Annotated in this window: 17 protein-coding genes and 1 pseudogene; 12 read left to right on the forward strand and 6 right to left on the reverse strand. The window is 50.5% G+C overall.

All coding sequences use genetic code 11. From position 1 onward, the window contains the following. The first annotated feature begins 891 nt into the window (after window positions 1-891). From ACI5GA_RS08685 to ACI5GA_RS08695, 3 genes are all read left to right on the forward strand, one after another. Window positions 892-1,875 (forward strand): HlyD family efflux transporter periplasmic adaptor subunit, encoded by a 984-nt coding sequence (locus ACI5GA_RS08685; protein ID WP_421422556.1) that lies wholly within the window; start codon window positions 892-894, stop codon window positions 1,873-1,875. A gap of 352 nt (window positions 1,876-2,227) precedes the next feature. Then, window positions 2,228-2,938: a hypothetical protein gene (locus tag ACI5GA_RS08690; protein WP_421422557.1), complete on the forward strand. Its 711-nt coding sequence runs from the start codon at window positions 2,228-2,230 to the stop codon at window positions 2,936-2,938. A gap of 332 nt (window positions 2,939-3,270) precedes the next feature. Next, complete coding sequence (locus ACI5GA_RS08695) at window positions 3,271-3,579, forward strand: hypothetical protein (RefSeq protein WP_421422558.1); 309 nt, start codon at window positions 3,271-3,273, stop codon at window positions 3,577-3,579. Between the two features lie 343 nt (window positions 3,580-3,922). Here ACI5GA_RS08695 and ACI5GA_RS08700 read toward each other — a convergent pair whose 3' ends face one another. After that, complete coding sequence (locus ACI5GA_RS08700) at window positions 3,923-4,285, reverse strand: hypothetical protein (RefSeq protein ID WP_421422559.1); 363 nt, start codon at window positions 4,283-4,285, stop codon at window positions 3,923-3,925. Between the two features lie 472 nt (window positions 4,286-4,757). Between ACI5GA_RS08700 and ACI5GA_RS08705 the strand changes: the two are divergent. Then, window positions 4,758-4,973: pseudogene (locus ACI5GA_RS08705) on the forward strand (DUF5710 domain-containing protein); the annotation flags it as partial. A gap of 383 nt (window positions 4,974-5,356) precedes the next feature. Here ACI5GA_RS08705 and ACI5GA_RS08710 read toward each other — a convergent pair. Next, complete coding sequence (locus tag ACI5GA_RS08710; RefSeq protein ID WP_421422560.1) at window positions 5,357-5,644, reverse strand: hypothetical protein; 288 nt, start codon at window positions 5,642-5,644, stop codon at window positions 5,357-5,359. A 222-nt stretch (window positions 5,645-5,866) separates the two neighbouring features. Then, window positions 5,867-6,163 carry a helix-turn-helix domain-containing protein gene (locus tag ACI5GA_RS08715; protein WP_421422561.1) on the reverse strand — a complete coding sequence of 99 codons (297 nt, stop codon included), beginning with the start codon at window positions 6,161-6,163 and terminating at the stop codon, window positions 5,867-5,869. Window positions 6,164-6,286: 123 nt separating this feature from the next. On the opposite strand from ACI5GA_RS08715, the gene ACI5GA_RS08720 reads away from it, so the two are divergent. Genes ACI5GA_RS08720 through ACI5GA_RS08730 form a run of 3 tightly spaced genes read left to right on the forward strand, consistent with a single transcriptional unit; the run spans window position 6,287 to window position 7,591 of the window. After that, the gene (locus ACI5GA_RS08720) at window positions 6,287-6,778 is read left to right on the forward strand and encodes a hypothetical protein (protein WP_421422562.1); all 492 of its coding nucleotides are present in this window, start codon (window positions 6,287-6,289) and stop codon (window positions 6,776-6,778) included. Beyond that, a complete protein-coding gene (locus ACI5GA_RS08725) occupies window positions 6,765-7,214 on the forward strand; it encodes a hypothetical protein (RefSeq protein WP_421422563.1) in 450 nt (149 codons plus the stop codon). Before ACI5GA_RS08720 ends, ACI5GA_RS08725 begins: the two co-directional genes overlap by 14 nt. An 8-nt stretch (window positions 7,215-7,222) precedes the next feature. Beyond that, a complete protein-coding gene (locus tag ACI5GA_RS08730; RefSeq protein ID WP_421422564.1) occupies window positions 7,223-7,591 on the forward strand; it encodes a hypothetical protein in 369 nt (122 codons plus the stop codon). Window positions 7,592-7,764: 173 nt separating this feature from the next. Here ACI5GA_RS08730 and ACI5GA_RS08735 read toward each other — a convergent pair whose 3' ends face one another. Then, window positions 7,765-8,010, reverse strand: coding sequence for a helix-turn-helix domain-containing protein (locus ACI5GA_RS08735; RefSeq protein WP_421425456.1), 246 nt, complete (start codon window positions 8,008-8,010; stop codon window positions 7,765-7,767). 142 nt (window positions 8,011-8,152) lie between these two features. Between ACI5GA_RS08735 and ACI5GA_RS08740 the strand changes: the two genes are divergently transcribed. Together ACI5GA_RS08740 and ACI5GA_RS08745 are read left to right on the forward strand one after the other, a co-directional pair. Then, window positions 8,153-9,052: a hypothetical protein gene (locus ACI5GA_RS08740; RefSeq protein WP_421422565.1), complete on the forward strand. Its 900-nt coding sequence runs from the start codon at window positions 8,153-8,155 to the stop codon at window positions 9,050-9,052. Window positions 9,053-9,548: 496 nt separating this feature from the next. Continuing rightward, window positions 9,549-10,172: a hypothetical protein gene (locus ACI5GA_RS08745; RefSeq protein ID WP_421422566.1), complete on the forward strand. Its 624-nt coding sequence runs from the start codon at window positions 9,549-9,551 to the stop codon at window positions 10,170-10,172. Window positions 10,173-10,415: 243 nt separating this feature from the next. Here ACI5GA_RS08745 and ACI5GA_RS08750 read toward each other — a convergent pair whose 3' ends face one another. Then, window positions 10,416-12,572: an AAA family ATPase gene (locus tag ACI5GA_RS08750; protein WP_421422567.1), complete on the reverse strand. Its 2,157-nt coding sequence runs from the start codon at window positions 12,570-12,572 to the stop codon at window positions 10,416-10,418. A 693-nt stretch (window positions 12,573-13,265) separates the two neighbouring features. Here ACI5GA_RS08750 and ACI5GA_RS08755 point away from each other — a divergent pair. Continuing rightward, window positions 13,266-13,943, forward strand: coding sequence for a DUF5710 domain-containing protein (locus ACI5GA_RS08755; protein ID WP_421422568.1), 678 nt, complete (start codon window positions 13,266-13,268; stop codon window positions 13,941-13,943). 91 nt (window positions 13,944-14,034) lie between these two features. Continuing rightward, window positions 14,035-16,650 carry an NERD domain-containing protein gene (locus ACI5GA_RS08760; protein WP_421422569.1) on the forward strand — a complete coding sequence of 872 codons (2,616 nt, stop codon included), beginning with the start codon at window positions 14,035-14,037 and terminating at the stop codon, window positions 16,648-16,650. 99 nt (window positions 16,651-16,749) lie between these two features. Here the strand turns inward: ACI5GA_RS08760 and ACI5GA_RS08765 are convergent, their stop codons facing one another. Beyond that, window positions 16,750-17,166, reverse strand: a complete 417-nt coding sequence (locus ACI5GA_RS08765; RefSeq protein ID WP_421422570.1) for a GNAT family N-acetyltransferase — start codon at window positions 17,164-17,166, stop codon at window positions 16,750-16,752. Between the two features lie 261 nt (window positions 17,167-17,427). On the opposite strand from ACI5GA_RS08765, the gene ACI5GA_RS08770 reads away from it, so the two are divergent. Further along, window positions 17,428-17,733: a hypothetical protein gene (locus ACI5GA_RS08770; RefSeq protein WP_421422571.1), complete on the forward strand. Its 306-nt coding sequence runs from the start codon at window positions 17,428-17,430 to the stop codon at window positions 17,731-17,733. Window positions 17,734-18,075 lie beyond the last annotated feature (342 nt).

Genomic DNA, 18,075 nt, shown 5'->3' on the forward strand with positions numbered 1-18,075 from the left:
GATAGTTTCAGCAAAAATCAACTAAAACCGATTGCATCGAATGGACCCACGGGTTGAGCTGCCTAGCTGCCCACCACCATTCGCAGAAAACTGTCGGGCGCCCGACAGACAAAATTTTACAAATGAAGATTAATAAATAGGAGTTGACTGGCTCATTTTATGGACATAGGTTAGCGACTGCACGTCACACTGATGAAAGCGGTAATAATATTGAAACATAAGTTTCACGTACAACGGGAGCTTCGAACAGAGTTTGAGCATGTGTCAACATAACTATGAGTAGATTTTCTCTCTGGTGAGACATGACTCACTCAGAGAGGTGTTTAGACAATCGGCGAGAAGTTGTCGCGGAAAACAACCTGCGCGAGGGTGGCCCACCCCGAGCCTTGCACTGATTAAGTATACCCGTTGTAATTCACTTAAGTGTGCTGATCCGGAGATTCGCAGAAGTAAAGTGACTGACCAGTCACAACGATGGCTGCGAATGCTCATGCTGAACGCTTTGGACGGAAGCATGTGGGCTTCGATTAGCCACATGTGAGTTACTGTCGACGCTTACGCATAAACAACGATAAATATGCTTCAGGCCCTAGCTAATAGGTAAAACTTTAAATTCGGACGCAATGACCGCCTGAGTCTAGGCGAACCAGGTCCGATCCCTACACCAACCCATCGTCTATGCAGCAGGAATATCTATGGCCGAAGGTCGAAAAAAGATTATTCAAGCGCTTAAAGCGGTGACCACACTCCTGCTCCTTACTGCTTGTAGGAAGCCCCCTCGATCACCATGTTGGGCGTGTACTTCCCGGATAGGTTGTTTTGCATCGTGGACGAGGTGTTGTTTAGTCTTGTTTTCCATTCGTTAGTGAACCGGTACGGCGCAAGTCCGTGGTGGGCCCTCCAGCCCTCTCCCAATTTCTGCTGACCAGCATCGTTGCGCTGAGCGCCTGGCTGTTGTTTTTCAACGTCTCGCCGGAACCTTTGAACATGAAAACGAATGTCGCGGGGAAGGCGCCCAGGCGCCTAGCAATTGTTAGCCTCTCAAGCGTATTGCTTGTGCTGCTTGTGGCAGTCAGATTGCGCCTGAACACCACCCGGCGAACGGATGACGCATATGGCTTCGCAAACCTCATCGACGTCACGCTTGAAGTCAGCAAAGAACTACCAAGACTGCCCATCACTGAAAACCAAGAAATAAAGTGGGGACGGGTACTGATGCTTATCAATCCTCGTCCTTACCAGATAGCGCTTGAGCAAGCACGGACTTCGCTTCAAGCCGTGGACAGACGATTCATGCTCGGCCAGCGCCGCGTCGAGTCGCAGCAGCTCAATTCTGAGGCCGTGCATGCCAGCTTTGAGCGAGCGAAGGCGACAGCTACTCAAAATGCAGATACGGCAAGACAACTTGAGCAATTGCACGACCTTGGTTTTTTATCTCAAGTGCAGCTGGACCAAGCTAAAACATCTGTCAAAGCTGCGAGTGCAGAATTGCATTCGACAGCGCTGCAAGCCAAAGAGGCCACTGCCGCAATCAGTGGGGCAGATGATTTAGTGGGGCAACGAGAGGGAGTGCTTACCCAGATCGCTCACCCTGAGCTTGATCTCGAACACCGCATTGTGAAGGCCCCCTTCAATGGACGTTTCGTTGGGCCAAAGACTTCAGAGGGCCAGTACGCCTCGGCAGGGCATCCAGTATTCAGCCTGATTGACATCCAGCATTGGTTCGTCGTAGCGATTTTCAGAGAGGGTGAGCTTGGTAGCATTCTCGCGGGCAGCCGCAGTACTTTCTACCTGATGAGCGACGACGGCGAACGGGTTTCAGGTGTCGTCGACTCGATTGGATACGGTGCATTCCCCGACGGCAGTTCAGGTTAATGGTCTGCCGAAAGTCGCAAGAACCATCAATGGGGTTCGGGTTTCACAAAGTTTTCCTGTACACATTCGTGTCGAAGGCCAAACGCTCTAACTTTGGATCTCGCGGGTAGACGAGCCGCGTCTTGGGATCATAGCTCTAGTTTGATTATAGGTGAAATTGGTGGACGGGCAGGATCTGCTCACTACGTAGAATTCAATTAAAAACAAAAAATTAAATATGCAGCATCCTTGTAGTACTGCCCAACTCACGACCTCTTACTGACTCTCGGCCGGTGGCGTTTTTTGGAACTTAGAAGCATAGGACCAGACGTATACACCATCGCTGCCAGAGCGAAATCAACAAGGAATTAAGATGAATTGGGTTAAGCTCGTCCTACTTAAGATGGCAACTGACATAGTCGCCAAACATGGCAATGCGAAAAAGGTTTTGGACAACCTAGAAAAAGTTACCGACTATATCGACTCCAACATTCGCCACCCCGTGAACAGCTATCTGATTGAGTGTATATGTGCGCTATTGTTTAACCTAGCCGAACAAAAATACGGCGATAGCAGTGTAGAACACGACGGAATATGTATGCGCCCAGCGTTTGTTCGCCAGCCCAGGTCGTTCGTCGGAGCCACTCTGGCAACGGAAGATCATCCAAAAATAAAATATATAATCTGCCTTGGCTCATATATCAGGACCTGGGAACAGCTTTTTTACGAGCTAGCACATGAGACGTTACATTTGCTAGGCCCGACCGACACATATAAGCATCCCGTCGCCTGCATAGAAGAAGGTGTTGCGGTTAAATTTGCTGAAGACTTTTACGACTCTTACATCACTCCGGTCGCTGGGCTGAAATCACACAACACTCCTTTGAATGCCCCTAGCAGCGTCTACCATAAAGCACACAAAATAACTAACAAAATACCCGACACCGTGTTAAAAGCCATCAGAAAAGAGTTTTTCAACTTCAAAGATGTGCAGAAAGAGGGGCTACACCGGCTAGCCAACGAATTCATAACTGACAACGAGGCAACTTACCTAAGCTCGCGCTTTGACTATCACGCCTACTAAGTTAGGCGGAGCCGAATATGCTTCCCATTTCATGCAGAGAGCCAAAGTCATTCTTGAAACAAACGCAGGATTTTCAAGGCAAAACTTCATCGAGGATACGATTGAAAGGAGGTGAACAAAGTGTATTGGTTAGTTTTTTTGATGGCCGCAGGCTGCTCATACCATGGACGTTTGCCGCTCAATATAAAAACAAACCACACCTTATCAAATTTATTAGTTGCTATTTTCGGTATTACGTCCCTCAAAAAAAACATTGATCCTCTCCGCTCGGGCGAGGCGAAAAAATTAATAGAACTTAGATAGCGAGAGGGTGACTTATGATTTGCTATTTCATGCTTACGTACTCTGTACATCAAAGCATTGCTAAAAGTCAGAAAGCAGAAGACTTTGCTGATTTCGTGCGCAAAGAAATGGCCAATTTCGATGATGATTGGGATAAAGTCGATCACATTGAAACGACATTTACCGGTATCTTGACTGCCAATGGTGTAAGTGAGGCCGGACGTAAAGAGCACGCGCGCAAACAGATCTGTGAAAAAATCGAGCCAATTCTTGACAGAGTTCCCGCACAGTATCGTCCTACAGTAAACGTTGCGCTGATGCTTGAGAGCAATGGTAAATTCATTGAGTTTGCACTTTAACCTCCCTGAACCTACCCATGATTAGCACGTTCTAAAACAAAGCCATCATCGACGTTTTGGTGATGGCTTTATCATTTCACACTCATTAGTCGCAACTCTGAAAACTAAACGTACAACACCCAACTTCAACAGGATTATTGCATATCGCGAACGTTCCATCACATCAATCTAACAACACATTTCTGGACTTGTACATACGAGCCGGAACAGCCCCCGAAAAATGCAAGCCGAAGGTTGAGGCAAGTTTTGATGGACGAATCCGAACCCAACCGCTCATCCGCTACATAAACCATGCTCAATCCTTTTCACCAATGATCCAGGCCGACCGGAGAATCGGCAAGTGTCATTTCGGACCTGAGTTGTCAGTATCAGTGGTAACATCACCTACCCCATCATCTGAAGGTTGCAGCGGTTGCTTTAGCAAGTAAGCGAAAAGGCCGATGCCCAAAATCGTGTAGATGGTCGCATTCCAGAGATTCAATAGCAGCCAGAGTATTTCCCTTCGGCTTGGCAAGCCGTCACCAAAAGCAAACGTCATGACGTGCCACACCGACGTAGCGGCGATAATCCCCATGGCAGACAGAATCGCGGCTCGCTTTAGCAATGAGTGAGCGCTAATCTTCTCGGCAGCCGAAAGCTTCACATAGCCGAACGCGAGTGCGCCCACAGCGGCGAAACCTTGCAGGACTTCGACGATCAGGCTCATCCGAGGCCTCCATGCGCGCGTAGCCTCGATGTATGAATAAAGCTTTGTGCATGAGCACTTCCAGCATGCTCCTGCGGCAGTTCTTGGTGTTCACTACTCAAGATGATGTTCCTTGACGGACTGAGAATCGGACAGAGTTGCTAACGATTTAAGCCTACGAGTGGATATCAGATCACGCGTCATCGACTGCACCGCCCGCCTTGGGCACTTTCTGCGTAGCGGGTCAGGAGTCCCGAATGAAATCCCAAGCATCACGCTCGCCTACGGCCATTGCCTGTCCAACTCTGGCACTGGATGCCCTCTACCAACGCCACGATTTTCTGGGATACTGAGCGAGCAAGCAATACCGGTAGGCTCTAGCATGGGTCTTCGCGTTTACAGATGAGCAGTAGGTACGGATCAGGGCACGGATAGGGTCGATCTCACGGTCCCATTCTCAGAGAAGGATGAGGCGAAATCACTCGGTGCCAAATGGGACCCAACTCGAAAAACCTGGTACATCCCTGAAGGAGTCGAGATAGGCTTGCTGGCTCGATGGCTGCCGGTGAAACAACACGCCTACATGGAGCACGGTCCAGAGTTTCACGTCAGAGCGCCTTATTACTACGTCATCGAATCGATTTCAGATTGCTGGGGATGCTCCAACCTTACCCGCGTGTTTTCGTTCAACGTTCAAGGCCATCGATGACCAAGATTTTGCCCCTTAGTCGCAGCAAAACATCCCTCAACATCTGGCCGCTGTTCTTGGCACCCGCAAACTTCTCAATGAAGCCAGATACGAAGCTGCCAAATACCTTCGATGGCTTCGAATTGATCCGGGGTGGATCTGGGCAAAGAATTGATCGCTGATCGCCGTAGTTGATGTCACGCCGTAGAGGCTCACGTAGAGGTGACGCGGACCTCTCTTCTTGGGCATACGTTGCGACCGGGCTTTGAGGTAGCTGGTGATAAAATGAGTTTTGCCTGCCCCTAAGGCGCGCAGAGCATCACGGCATAGTCTGTTTCAAGCGCATCATTTAAGTAATAATCCAAGAACGTGGCAGCTTCATTCTTTTAATTGCTGACCATCCATCAAAACTCCGGCTGGGCAGGTAGCAGATCTGAATCCTCGCCGCGCTGTAGCGGATTTGATTTGAGATCACAGGGGCGAAGCGTATCTGCGATGACATGTGCATTATCAACGCCTGCCACCAGTTGCATCAGCTCGGTAGCAGACATCTCGGTCAGTAACTCGACCTCGACATCAGGAAAGATTTGGTCTGGCAGTATCGTCAATCGATGCACTGAGCGCATGCCTGGTGAACGCATCAGCTCAAACACGTGATCAATCGCATCGGCACGAAAAGAAAAAATGTTCATGAGGTGATGAAAACCTGGTATCAAAAGTCAGTTCATGAGGACTCAATGCCATCAAATCTCAACCTCGAACTGTACCAGAAGCTCATTCCGGAGCGGCTTTTGCTGCCTCGAATTTCCCCTGCTCGCCTACGAGGCGGCTCGCCTCTCTATCCAGAGCCACTCGCTGCTCATACCAAGACGCTCACCTGCCAGTCGGATGGCGACCACCAACATACGCCCGACCTATGCCTTATCGGAGCCGCCTTTTATCAACGTTTCAAGCTCACCGACCACGCTTCGCAAAACGTTTGGGTCAATACCGTTTTCAGTTTCAGCAAGTGTCAATGCTACAAACGCGGCGGCGCTGAGCCCAAGCTCTCCAGACAAGCTCTCCAGCATTAGAAGGGTGGGAGTGGCGAGCCCTTTTTCCAGTTTCCTAACATAACGAGACGTCGCAACACCCTCAAAATCGGCCTGGGCGATGCCTTTCTCAGATCGTAAACGTCTGAAAACCCTCGCAAAAGCTTGATTTCTATCCATGCCCAACACTCAAAAACACCATTGGAGCACTTGCAGAATGCGGCACGTAGGAACTATAGTTCCGCATCATGCAGGCCCTTCTGGCACGCACGCACGGCCAAGGTGCCAGTTCAAGGAGTCGCTATGTTTTTTGTCAATCGAATGCGGAGGCATTCCGAGAGCGGTAAACTCATCAGACCGAGAAATTATATATCGACGGTTCACATTGAGCAGAGTGAAGGAATTCAACCATATCTAATAATAAACTTAGAAGTCGATGTGGCAGGCAGCCAAGCCGTGGATCGGTTCTCTATCATCACAATGAATCCGGGAGAGCTTGATTTTTTTCTCCAAGATACCTGGAATGCGTCGGTGAATATCGCAAGCATTCAATATGCTTATCATGACCCGGCTGTATCTCCCGGCTACACAATCCAGGAGGTTTTGAAAATATTAAGCTTCACTCCGGGTATGAATGCATACTCGGGAAGTGAAGAATCGATCACCAACTCACAACACCGATATTATCTTGCTGACGGAGACATCCATCACACGAGCCCTGAAGTCGAAAAGAAAGAAGGTGGGCGATTGCTGTGGGGCGATGATCAGGATGACATCTCCTATGAAGGCGATTGATCTCTGGTTACGCATCCGTGATCGAATCGACAGCTTCTTTCGTCACAGAGCCTTGCGAGATCTGGGTCTAAGGGTCACGCCAGAGGGCACTCTATATCGAGACTTTCATGATGTGCTTTGGTCTGAGGAAAATCATTCGACTCGAATTGCCGCGTATTTCGTAATCGATCCTGCACACAGACAACCAGCCTCTCCCGAAGACATCAAAATCATGCGCGCGGCACTTGAACATCCTGCAAATGGCGTACACCACGGGTTTGTCGAAAGACAACCGAACAAGCGGATGGCCGTAGTTCTGATGCCAGGCGCTGCCGAAGCGCTCGGATGGGATGAAGGAAGCCGAATAGCATTCAAACGACTGTATTCAGGCGAGCTAGTTGCTCGTTTGGATAAGCGCCCACGGGGATATCCGAGCGATCTCAGCTCACCAACCTAGGAGAAGAAATGATTAGCGATGATGCTGACAAGAAGATTTGCTCTGCTTATCCAACGTTTTTTAGGCCGGGGCCAAACGGGACGTTCGGATTTGAATGTCGAACTGGCTGGCTCGGGCTGATTGAAACACTTTGCGAGCAGGTCGCACAGGTCAAACTCCCTCAGGGGACCAAGGGCATACGGTTTGTTCAAATCAAAGAGAAATTCGGCACGTTAAGAGTGTATTACGTTGGCGGAGATACAGAAGTAGCTGCATACGTTTCAGCAGCCGAGGCACTCAGTCAGAAGGTATGTGAAGAATGTGGAGGCCCTGGGCGCTTGATCAGCAGCGGAGGTTGGATGCGAACGAGATGCAGCAATCACGAAGCAGATACCTGAATGAGACACCTCCCACTGGCAGCTATCAGCGAAGCTGGTCAACAAAAGCCGCTTCGCAGAAAACGCCAGTGGGTTTTGCTTGGTTGGAACAGCCTGGCGTCATTCACAACTGGATCACGCAGTACGTGTAGAAATAATCCGGCTTGGCGGCTGGGCAACGGTCTGTTGCTTGGTCACATTCCAGCATCTATCGCTATTTCAGAAGGCTTGCAGCTCAACGCTTTAGCGATCCGAACGACATTCAAGAACGTTACGTTACGCTCTCCACGTTCAATTTTCCCCATATGCGCACGATCAATCTGGGCAGCGTCAGCAAGGGCTTCCTGTGACAGCATGAGACTTTTTCTCCGCGCACGGATAGCCGCCCCCAACCGCGTGAGGTCCCCGTCTTTATCAGATGCCGCAGAGATTCTTGCCATTGCAAAAATCTCGCAGTTATCATGCATTTAGGACCACGGCATTTACGACCCATTTTCGATGATCAGTTCATCGACCATGGTCCTTGGACCGTCTGGTGAGGTCCGGCAGACGTTGAATCCCCCAGCAAGGAAGGAACGCAAAATGAAGGTTGCAATAAAACGCTGTGCCATCACCGTCATGATCGGCCTTGGCAGCACAGCCCTCGTGGGATGCTCCGACAGCGAAAAAGAGCCCGCAAAGCATCAGGCAACAGCGCCAGCAAAGGCACAAACCAAAGAAGATCTCCAGGCAATTGCTCAGATCGCTGCGGAGAATCAACCGCTCAAGGTCGAGTATGAAGCTGCTGCGCCTGGTGCAGATTCGGATTACCACGATCTGCTCACGCCGATTGCCCCATTGCGTTACTACACAGCGTTGAGAGGTTGGGAAGAAACTCCCGAGGAGATCATCAAATCGGTGACGGATCAGATCGCACCGAGCATGAAACTAGACAACGCGTCGTTGTACGAAAATGGCTACGGCATCATCACAACAGATGACGCATTCCGTAAGCGCGATCTTGGTCAAAATGTCATTAATATTGTCAAGACTGAAGCTGCCAAGGTTGGAAAAGACAAACGTTTGGTGAAAATCGTTACCCGCGACCATCTGGACCCTTATAATTTTGATTCAAAAGGCTTTGGAGTATCTGCATGTCTGTTTTCAGATAAGCTGGAATACACCAAAGAAGAAACACGAAACCCGCAAACTTTCAGCCGCGCTCCTAAACCACGATGCTTTCTCCGGACAATGGCGGATTTCAACGTAGGTGTCGTGGGTGGCTCAAAGGTTTTCTTCAGTATGACTGATGAAAACCTTGCCAAGAAAGTCGAAGCCAATCGTGAAAGATCACATCTTGTTGTCTATGGCTATGTACAAAGCATAGAGCGTCAGCGGCTTGGCGGAAAGCTATTCGAAAATCGCTATGTGCTGGTTGCCCCTCAACGTGTAGATGTCGTTGACAATCAGTCTGGCGATGTCATCGTCTCCCAGAAACTGTAATCGATTATCTCTATTCCAGTATTAGCTATCCGAATTACCCCAATCTAAAGGGAAAGAAATGTACCGCCTTTTGTATGCCCTCGGCGCCGCTATCGTTCTGCAAGGCTGCTCAACACACGCTACAACAATGAATGGATGCGAAGACAACTTCCGTACGGAAGGCAGCCTATTCACTGGAAAAAGGTTCTCGACCTCAGCAGTGCTTTCTCACACCAAGCACATTGGCATACAAAAAACTCTACACGATTCTTGCACGTGATGGTTATTACATTCAAAGCGCTGATGATAGCAAAGGAATAATTTCTGCTTTTCAGAACGTCAATTTGAGTAACAAACGTGCCCCTCTGAACGCAATAGTTGAACCATCAGGAACCGGCTCTCGGGTCAGCTTGGTATTCGTAGCGTCTGCCGGGATCTACACACCAGAATCCGGCGCCTCAAGTGAGTTTTGCAGAATCATCAATGAAGTCGAAAGTGCTCGGCAATAGGACATTAAATGACGATTACTACCGCAGTGTATGAAGTACTTAGCGCCGACGCAACGAGTACCATTCACGGAGATGCAGAGCGAATTACTACAACGCATCAAAAGGAAGCCTGGCTCAAAAATTTGCAGACTCAGTCGGTCCGGCAGGTGAAGCTCACGGACAGCGAAGTACCGCTCAATCCAGGATCTCGGATCGGCCTCGCCTTTTTGAACGACAAGCAGATCATTGCCTTTAAGAGAAGCGCGGAGATTCCGGTAGAAGTGGCTGGCCGACAGGTCAAATGGAGTGCGCTCTGGGTAGCGCTCGTGCTCAACATCCCAGTCATTGGCTACATGGCGGCGCTGGTTTGCGGCCTGTACGGCTTGGCGACGGGATACAGTTGGTTTGGCAGGCGATTCTACGGCATCGCGAGCAGCAGGCTGGCGGGACTGATCATGTTCTGCTTCGGGGGCCTTGCCTTCGTTAACAAGGGCGTAACGCTGGAGGACACTGTCCACTACCATATCGTCATAGGCGTGATGTTGATCATTGCCTTGGTGATCATACGGTTCTTCATCCGGCGCAGCGAAGAAGGCCTCGTCGCTCAATCCACTGCTGCGCTAGAGCGCGATTGGCTACAACTACGTCAGTAACCGCTCCAGAGCCTCAACGCCAGCAGAAGAGAGTTGCAATCAAGGCAAAACGCTTTCGGTACGGCACTACCATGCCGAAAGCACCCTAGCTGGCATCACAGATGCGTATGGGAAGCCTATCAACCCACCAACACCCCCACTGACACCTTTTCAGCGCCTGCACTGCTCTCAAACACCGTAGGAATGATATAGGCTGGACTGGCACTCGATCAGGACTCGCCCGAGTGCCCGGTCCAGCGCTGATTACTTGCTCATAGCCTGATAATGTTCAGCATATCCACATTCCTCAAAGATCAGCCTGAGGCCGTCCTTGAACACGTCATGATCAAATTCTTTTATGTCAAAAATATTTTGACCCAAAGAATGAGACTCTCGGTTCATGTACCTGTAGAACGTCGTAAATTTATCAGTCGACAAGGCTGGCTTCTGGAAAACATTATTAAAATCCTTCTTCTGAACAAAATTGAAGAAATACTCGACAATGTTTCGCATACAGTTCGCAATCAGAGCAGGTGGCGAGGCTTGGTCTTTTATGATTGACCAGTATGATTGGTAATCATTCTGAATCTCCTCATACTTCATCGGAACGACGGAGCTTCCATTCGTATTTTTGAATACCCTATACAGATGTTGACTCTTCGCACGATTCTCCTTATTGGTATGCGTTAACTCATAAAAGAAATACAAACTGTGAGTCAATACGAAGACCTGCTTATAGAGATCATAATTAATGAAGTACTTTTTTATCAATTGGCCGATATTGAACACATAGAGGTGAGAAAGGCTGGAAATTGGATCATCAATCACCACGACTTTGGCTTGAGGCACCGCTGTAGCTGTCTTCTGCCCTTTGCAAAGTTCCATAAAGTACAGAAAGCTTATGACCGTTTTCTCTCCCTCGCTTAGCGAGTGGAACGCATTCGCCTGATCAGTTGCTCTCGAAACCCGGTAGAAATCATCGCCGTACGGCACCACAGAAAAGCCATCGATGCCAATCTCTACCAGCCCAGCATTAATGTTCTCAATGGACTCTTCGATATTAACGGTCTGTTTCCTAAGAGCGGCAAGCTTATTATTTGAAGCCGCCACCTCAGCATTTATTTTAATGCCATCCTGGCTGATTTCTTTAGCCTTAGCGTTAAGCTCAGAAGCTGACTGTGAGTAAGCAGAAATTGTCTGGTCATAATCCCATCGCATCAGAGCCCAAAAACGCGACCTGATGTCATCCAGAGTCTTTTTCTTGTTCGCCAGCTTGGTGTTATGGGCATCGATCAGTTCGTTCAGACCGCCGATCAATTCGTTGATCATGTTGACGGCAGGCTGAGTGTCTGTGAGGGCAACCGGCGTGCTTGGGCTTTTGAGCTTGTTGCCGATGAGAAGGACGTTTTCGCGGATTGACGCCTTCAGAGCTTCGCATGCAATGCTCCACGCGTCCACAAGGTCCTTGCTGGCAAGCGGTGAGTTCGAAATATCCTGAAAATTCAGGCTTGAGGTCAGCGTTTCATACCGTGTCTTGTATGACTCCAGCTGATTAACATCCAGTTCATAGGCCTCATCGAATACTTGCCGGATCGAGTCGATGACTTTTTGAGTAATCGTCTCCTGCTGGCAGAACGGGCAAGCTTGAGGGTCCTGATCATCTTCAATGTACTGAAGCCCTTGCTTTACCCAATCAGAATTCCCTGCCTTGGAAATGAACTGAGCAACTGAACCCTCTTGGCTACCAACGATGATCTTGGACCAGAGCGAATCCCGCTCAATTCCAAACCAGCCAGCCGAAAGGGTTGGGATTTTTGCAAACGGGGCTGCACCCTCACCCTCGATTGACGAAGCCTCGGCTTTCAAATCATCAGCAGTATAACCAGGTGCGGCCTCCGGTAGCGGCAGAGCAATAATATGCTGAAATAGAAGCTCTGTCTTTTTCAAGCCATCTAAACAGAATTCCAGAACACGGTCACCGCCTGCGAAATTCGTTTTAATCTCCCAGATCTTGCTGCTCGCCTTGGACTTTTCCTGGTCGAGCGCGGTGGTGTTTTGAGTCGCAAGCTCTGAATTAGCTTGCTGCGCAGCCAGATGCTTATCCAGCTCTTTGGTTTCAGCCTCGATTTGCTGAAGTGCAACCTTGTTCTCTTTCGAGAGGGTGAAAATTCCCTTTAAATTATCCTCCTCGTAAAAGTAGTCATTCAGGAAGCTTTGGTTATAGACCAAGATTTCACATGGCTGACTTGTTTTCAGGCTGCATTTAGCGAACCTAGGATCAGTATGATTGTATAAAAACTCAGAGATGGTGCTCTTTCCAGCACCGTTCAGCCCGTAAATGAGGGACGTTTTGTTGGTAGGTGAAAGGGTTGATTTTGATTTGTAGCTGGTAACGCCATCGATGTTCAATTCCGTGATCACGCGCCTGACTCCTGAGTGCTAAGTGGCTTTACGCCATCTTTGTTGGCAACACGAGCATAGGCGAGCACAGATACACCTGCCAGCTGACCTTAGGGATCCTCCGAACGACTCTGCCTCGCGCCTGCTGGCCCTGGGATTTAAAGGGGCTGGGCAGCTCAAGCCGACTTGTTGGGACCATCCAACGGAGGCAAAGAGCAGCACCTAAGCTTCGGAGCCTCTCCGTCAGTGCTGGTCAGGCTCCCGGCGAGAAAGGACGCCATGAGATGGCCTAGGCATGATTTGTCAGCGATTCAAACACGGTAAAGGACCGACACGCGGGCTCTCCCCGGCCTGGAACAGGATGAGATCGTAAAGCTATTTTTCCGTTAAGCTGGGAAGTTAACGATAAAAATAGGTTAACGATGCCTGTGATGAGCAGCCCAGAGACCGATAGGAAGCTTTGCTCAGGCATCTGGGGGCTGACCTTGGCCATGAGCCTGACGGCCCCCCAAGCCAACCCCACTGGCTACTTTCCGCGCAGCGGGCTTGAAGGCCTGATGGAAAACCATGCACCACCATTACCTGCCCATTCTTTGGCACCGCATGCCCTCTACCTACAAAATGATTTTCTGAGATACTGAGCCTTCAGGCAACACCAGAGGCTCTGGCATGGGCTTCTGCGCTTACTCATGAGCAAAACGTATGGATACAGGCATGGAAAGGATCAACCTCGCCGTCCCATTCTCAGAAAAGGATGAGGCGAAATCACTCGGTGCCCGATGGGATCCGTCCCAGAAGACCTGGTACATCCCCGAAGGCGTAGAGATCGGCCCACTGACCCGATGGCTGCCGGTCACCCAAGAAGCCGACCTGGAGCACGGTCCAGAATTCTACATAAGAGCGCCCTATTACTACGTCATCGAGTCGATTTCGAGCTGTTGGGGCTGCTCGAACCTGACCCGCGTGTTCTCGTTCAAGCTGCCCGAGCGACACGAGGAGTTCGACTACTACATCGATGAGGACGAAGATTTCGCACTCACCAGCAATCTCGGTGAATGGAAGCTTCGCGGGCATCGCGGAACGGTCTCAAACGTCGATACGCTATCCCCATCGGTGACGAAGCAGATCCAGCGCTTTACTGACAAATTCAAACTGGCATACAGCAAGACTGTAGGGCGTCGTTACTGGATGAACCACTGCGAACACTGCGGTGCAAAGCTTGGAGATTTCTTCATGCATGACGAACCTGGTGGAGCTTTCTTCCCGACCGCCCCTCACGAAGCTCAGCGAATGACGCTGATCAAAATCAATGAACGGTTCGACGCGAACTGTAGCGTTGGCTACGCCACTGATGATTTCTTCGATTGGATGCAGGTGCGCGAACAACCCTAATTACCCAATCAAAACCCGCACTGGCCGACGACTTGACAAGATTCAGGTCCGCCTGCGGTACTGGGACCCGTAAGCAGAAGGCGCTGTATCGATGGCAAGGATGATCCCGGATAACGGACCTCGTGGCACCGAGAGCAAAGGTGAGCGAGATCTTTACACCATTCTCAAAGCGGAGCTACCGGACGACTACGTTGTCATTCATAGCCTTCCATGGCTCTCCTCCGCAGTGAGAAAAGTCGATCCTCGGGCAAAACCAACCGGCGAGATTGACTTCTTGATCATCCATCCGGAGAAAGGGCTGCTCGTGCTCGAAGTGAAGAGCGGCATATACGGCGTCAAAAATAACGAGTTCGTGCATCTCAAGAATCACTACTCGATAGATCCCATTGGTCAGACTCGCAACAACGTGCATGGAATCGCCAGATGGTTAGGGTCGGATCCGGCACTGTACCTCCGGATCGGATACGGATTTATTTTCCCGGACTCCGATTTCGCAGGAAAGGCAATCGCGCCTGGCATGTACGACACGACATCTGGTCCCCAACAACCGCTCTACATCGACTATCGCGAGATGCCGAACGTTACGCAGCGGATCATCGACTTGATGGACTACTGGAAAGTCGCCTTGGGTAACTCGGATCTGGGGGAGTCTCGCGCCGCTCGCGTAATTGAATACCTCACGCCAGAAATCGACGGTAGGCGATGCTGGGCCAGCCGCATCATCTTCGACAACAAGCAGTGGCTCCAACTGACAGGAGAGCAGAGCACAGTTGTAACCAGGGTACTGAAGAGCCAAACCTCGCTGGTGACCGGCTGGCCCGGAACCGGGAAAACCCTAATCGTGATCGAAACTGCACGGCGACTAGCCGCCCAGAAGCAAAAGGTGCTGGTGGTTTCGTTCAACAACAAGCTCACGGAGTATGTACGCACCCAGCTTGCTGATTCAAAAGGCTGCGATGTAGTGACCTGGCACGGTCTATGTGGCCAGGCGCGCCACGCTTTAGGCCGCACCAGCGAGCCAGGCAAAGAAGACGACTGGTACAGGCAGCAATGCGTGCTCGATCTTAACAACGCTATTGAGCAAGGTCGTATGGCCGCTTACAGCGCCCTGCTTGTCGACGAGTCTCAAGCCCTCCTCCCATCCTGGTGTGAAACCCTTACCAAGTGGTTCCAGGATAAGCCCAAGGCGTTTTTTTGTGACGAGACGCAGGTCTTCCCGTACGAGCGTGACAACATCCCGTTGAAAGGCCTCAGCGAGCTACTTGGCGTTGATCCGTTCCCACTCACCATCATTATGCGGATGCCAAAGGCAGTCACCAGCATTCTCGAAGAGGCGGTGCCACCCAAACTCCAACATTCGACCCCACGGGTATTGGAGCAGGACACTGCTGTCGAGATAATTACCGCAGATCCATGCCTGAAAATATCTCAGATCAGGCAAAAGCTCATCAACAACGGAATTCAGCCTGAAGACATTGTAGTTTTGATTCCAAAGTTCCTCTCAAGACAATACATTGAATATTTGGTAAGAGAGAAACCACGTTGCGAAACCATCACGAAATTCCGTGGTTTAGAAGCGCCTATCATCTTGATTCTTGGCGCGGAGCTGCTTGATACCGCTGAATTGTTTAGTGCCTACTCTCGGGCGACCTCAAAATGCATAGCCATCTACAACTCAAGCAGTGACAACTGGTCTAACGACGAGATATTTCGAAGCCGACTAAAAAGCGTTCCTGAAAACCTGAAAATTCTGGAGGAGGAGCAGGAAAAACTGTTTATCCATAACAGAATTGCGCTCACCACAGAAAGAATGCAATTGAGTTGCGCGAGCATTAATATCTCTTGGGCCACATCTTGGCAAGCCTGGCTCATTGAGATTAACGACAACCAGTCCATTGTGGAAATGTGGATCGCCCATCTGGTGCACAACCTAACTCAGCCCATTTTTTATTGGCTGAAAGGCTCAAAAACCTACCTACACCTAGCTCAGATTGATTCATTATCGCCAGACCCTATAGATTCTCCAGATTCTTATCTGACAAAGACGCAAGACTTTAATGCATGCAAAAAATGCGACGCTTTAACACCGCATTCTTTCGATAGCAGGCGTAGCTGTGCACTTTGTGAAACAAAAGCAGATAGGTCGCCCTTTCCAGAGCAATCCATAATAGATGAGATCAAACTGATGGATGGCGTCGTGTCCGGAGAGCTGGCGAAAGATCGCATCCGTGAACTGCAACCTGATCTGCCGCTAAACATTGCCGCCGCCGCTGCGCTATACCGTGCCGAACGCAACAAGAAACGCTCAAACGTGCTAAAAGTTCAGCTTCCAGGCGGACGTAGATTCTACTTGATCGCGTATATTTTCGTTCAGGTAAGAATTGCCACCGCCAGACCTGGAGCAGTGATGGAGGCTAACGCCCTCGCGGATGAACTATATGATCGCTTCAACGGGCTCAAATCCATCTCTTCAACCGAGTGGAGGAAATTTTTCGCTAATGCGATGGGCACGTTCTATTCGAAAGGCTACATGAAGAAGATCAGCAAAGGCTTTTACTCGCCAGTGGAGGACGACGAGGCCCCTGTGCCGTGGAGCAACCAGTCAGACGGGAGCGATACGGCCACTGGAGATAAGGGTATAGATAAGGACGTTGCAGGCAGCGATCAAATCGAACCAGGCCCTACGAGCATTGTGGAGGGCGGATAAGCCCGTCGAGTCGCATGCCATGCTGGATATGGCGCCCCCTGGAAACTTTCGACCTGGCCCAAGCCAGTGTCGCTCCAATACCCTTGGTCAGCAGCGCCATCACTCAAAGGGGTGCGAAAGGCTCTTGGTCAAGTCTGAGCTATCTGGATCGCACCGGACGTACCCCTTGCGCTCGTACCATGCGATCAGGGCCTCATCAGTACACTGCTCTCGATCCAAGGATCTCGCCGTCAGTTTGACGCTCGTGCATCCAAGCTCAGATGCGATGCGCTCGGCCTGTGCAAGCACCCACGCTCCTACCCCTCCACTCCTGGCTTCGGGAAGGACGAAAATTTCGTAAATGTAGCCTTCTGACGCTTCTCCATGTTCGTAGATGAGCAACCCTGCTTCCGCACCGTTCCGTAAAACCACGAAAGACCGCGTCTTAGGGATATATCCTCGGAGATACCGCTCGCGGAGGCAGAGGTCATGCAGCTCTCCAGAGGCAAATATTTCGGATGTGGTCAGCACTGTCACGTCCTCACAAGCAGCAGGCTCAATTTCAAACAATAGCGTCGCATCACACTGCCACTGATAGCTAGCCGTTCGCTGGGCTACGCGGAAACGTCCAAGTCTGGCATGCCCTGTTGCCTCGCAGCCAATCTCGACTTTGCATCACCGACGTAAGCGCATAAGGTAAAAGTCGCCAAGGCCAGTGGCCACACTCAAAACTAAGGTATTTTCGAATCTGGCATGCCCTTCCGCTTCGGAATCCGCTGATGGACTTGTACTCGGGACATGATGAGACACGATGATAAAAAGGCGCCTGCGACCGGCTCTGCGATGGCCAAAGCCATAGGCCCGAATGAGGAGACGTTGAGTGCAACCGAAATCGTAGAGCGCTACAGAGCCCTCTACGGGCATGCTTTACACCCCACAAATGCAGGGAATGCGGCCAGAGCGCTGGGCCTCGACTACATTGAGGTTCCCAACGATGAGATGGCGCAATACGGCAAGATGCAGAAGCGCTACGCGGCTGAGGACCTGGATCTGATCTTTAAGCGCCTTGATGTGCTGGTAGCATCACGCAGCAAGTATCAGTGACGCGCCAGCCGATGCCTTTGGGCCCTCAGGAGTCCATGAGGAGTTCCGATGTGAGTAACCCCGTCCGTTGCCCTGCACAAGGCATGACCATGATCACAAAGAGGCCACGCCCAACCCACCTGGCCTCTTCTGCGAAGAAGCTCCGGCAACGGGTATACGCAATTCTCCTGACCAGCAGAGGATGTCATCAGGGCCCGGCGAGCTACACCCTCTGATGACCTCCGCACAGCGGCTCGCTCGAAAGAACACACTGGCATACGGGACATAGCTTCATGATCCAGTCGCTGCCCTCCATAACCGTCTCCAACGCTGGCTCAGCACCACACGATTGGCATGTGCGGT

It is taken from the genome of Pseudomonas sp. Pseu.R1 (assembly GCF_045764065.1).
Taxonomy (GTDB): domain Bacteria; phylum Pseudomonadota; class Gammaproteobacteria; order Pseudomonadales; family Pseudomonadaceae; genus Aquipseudomonas.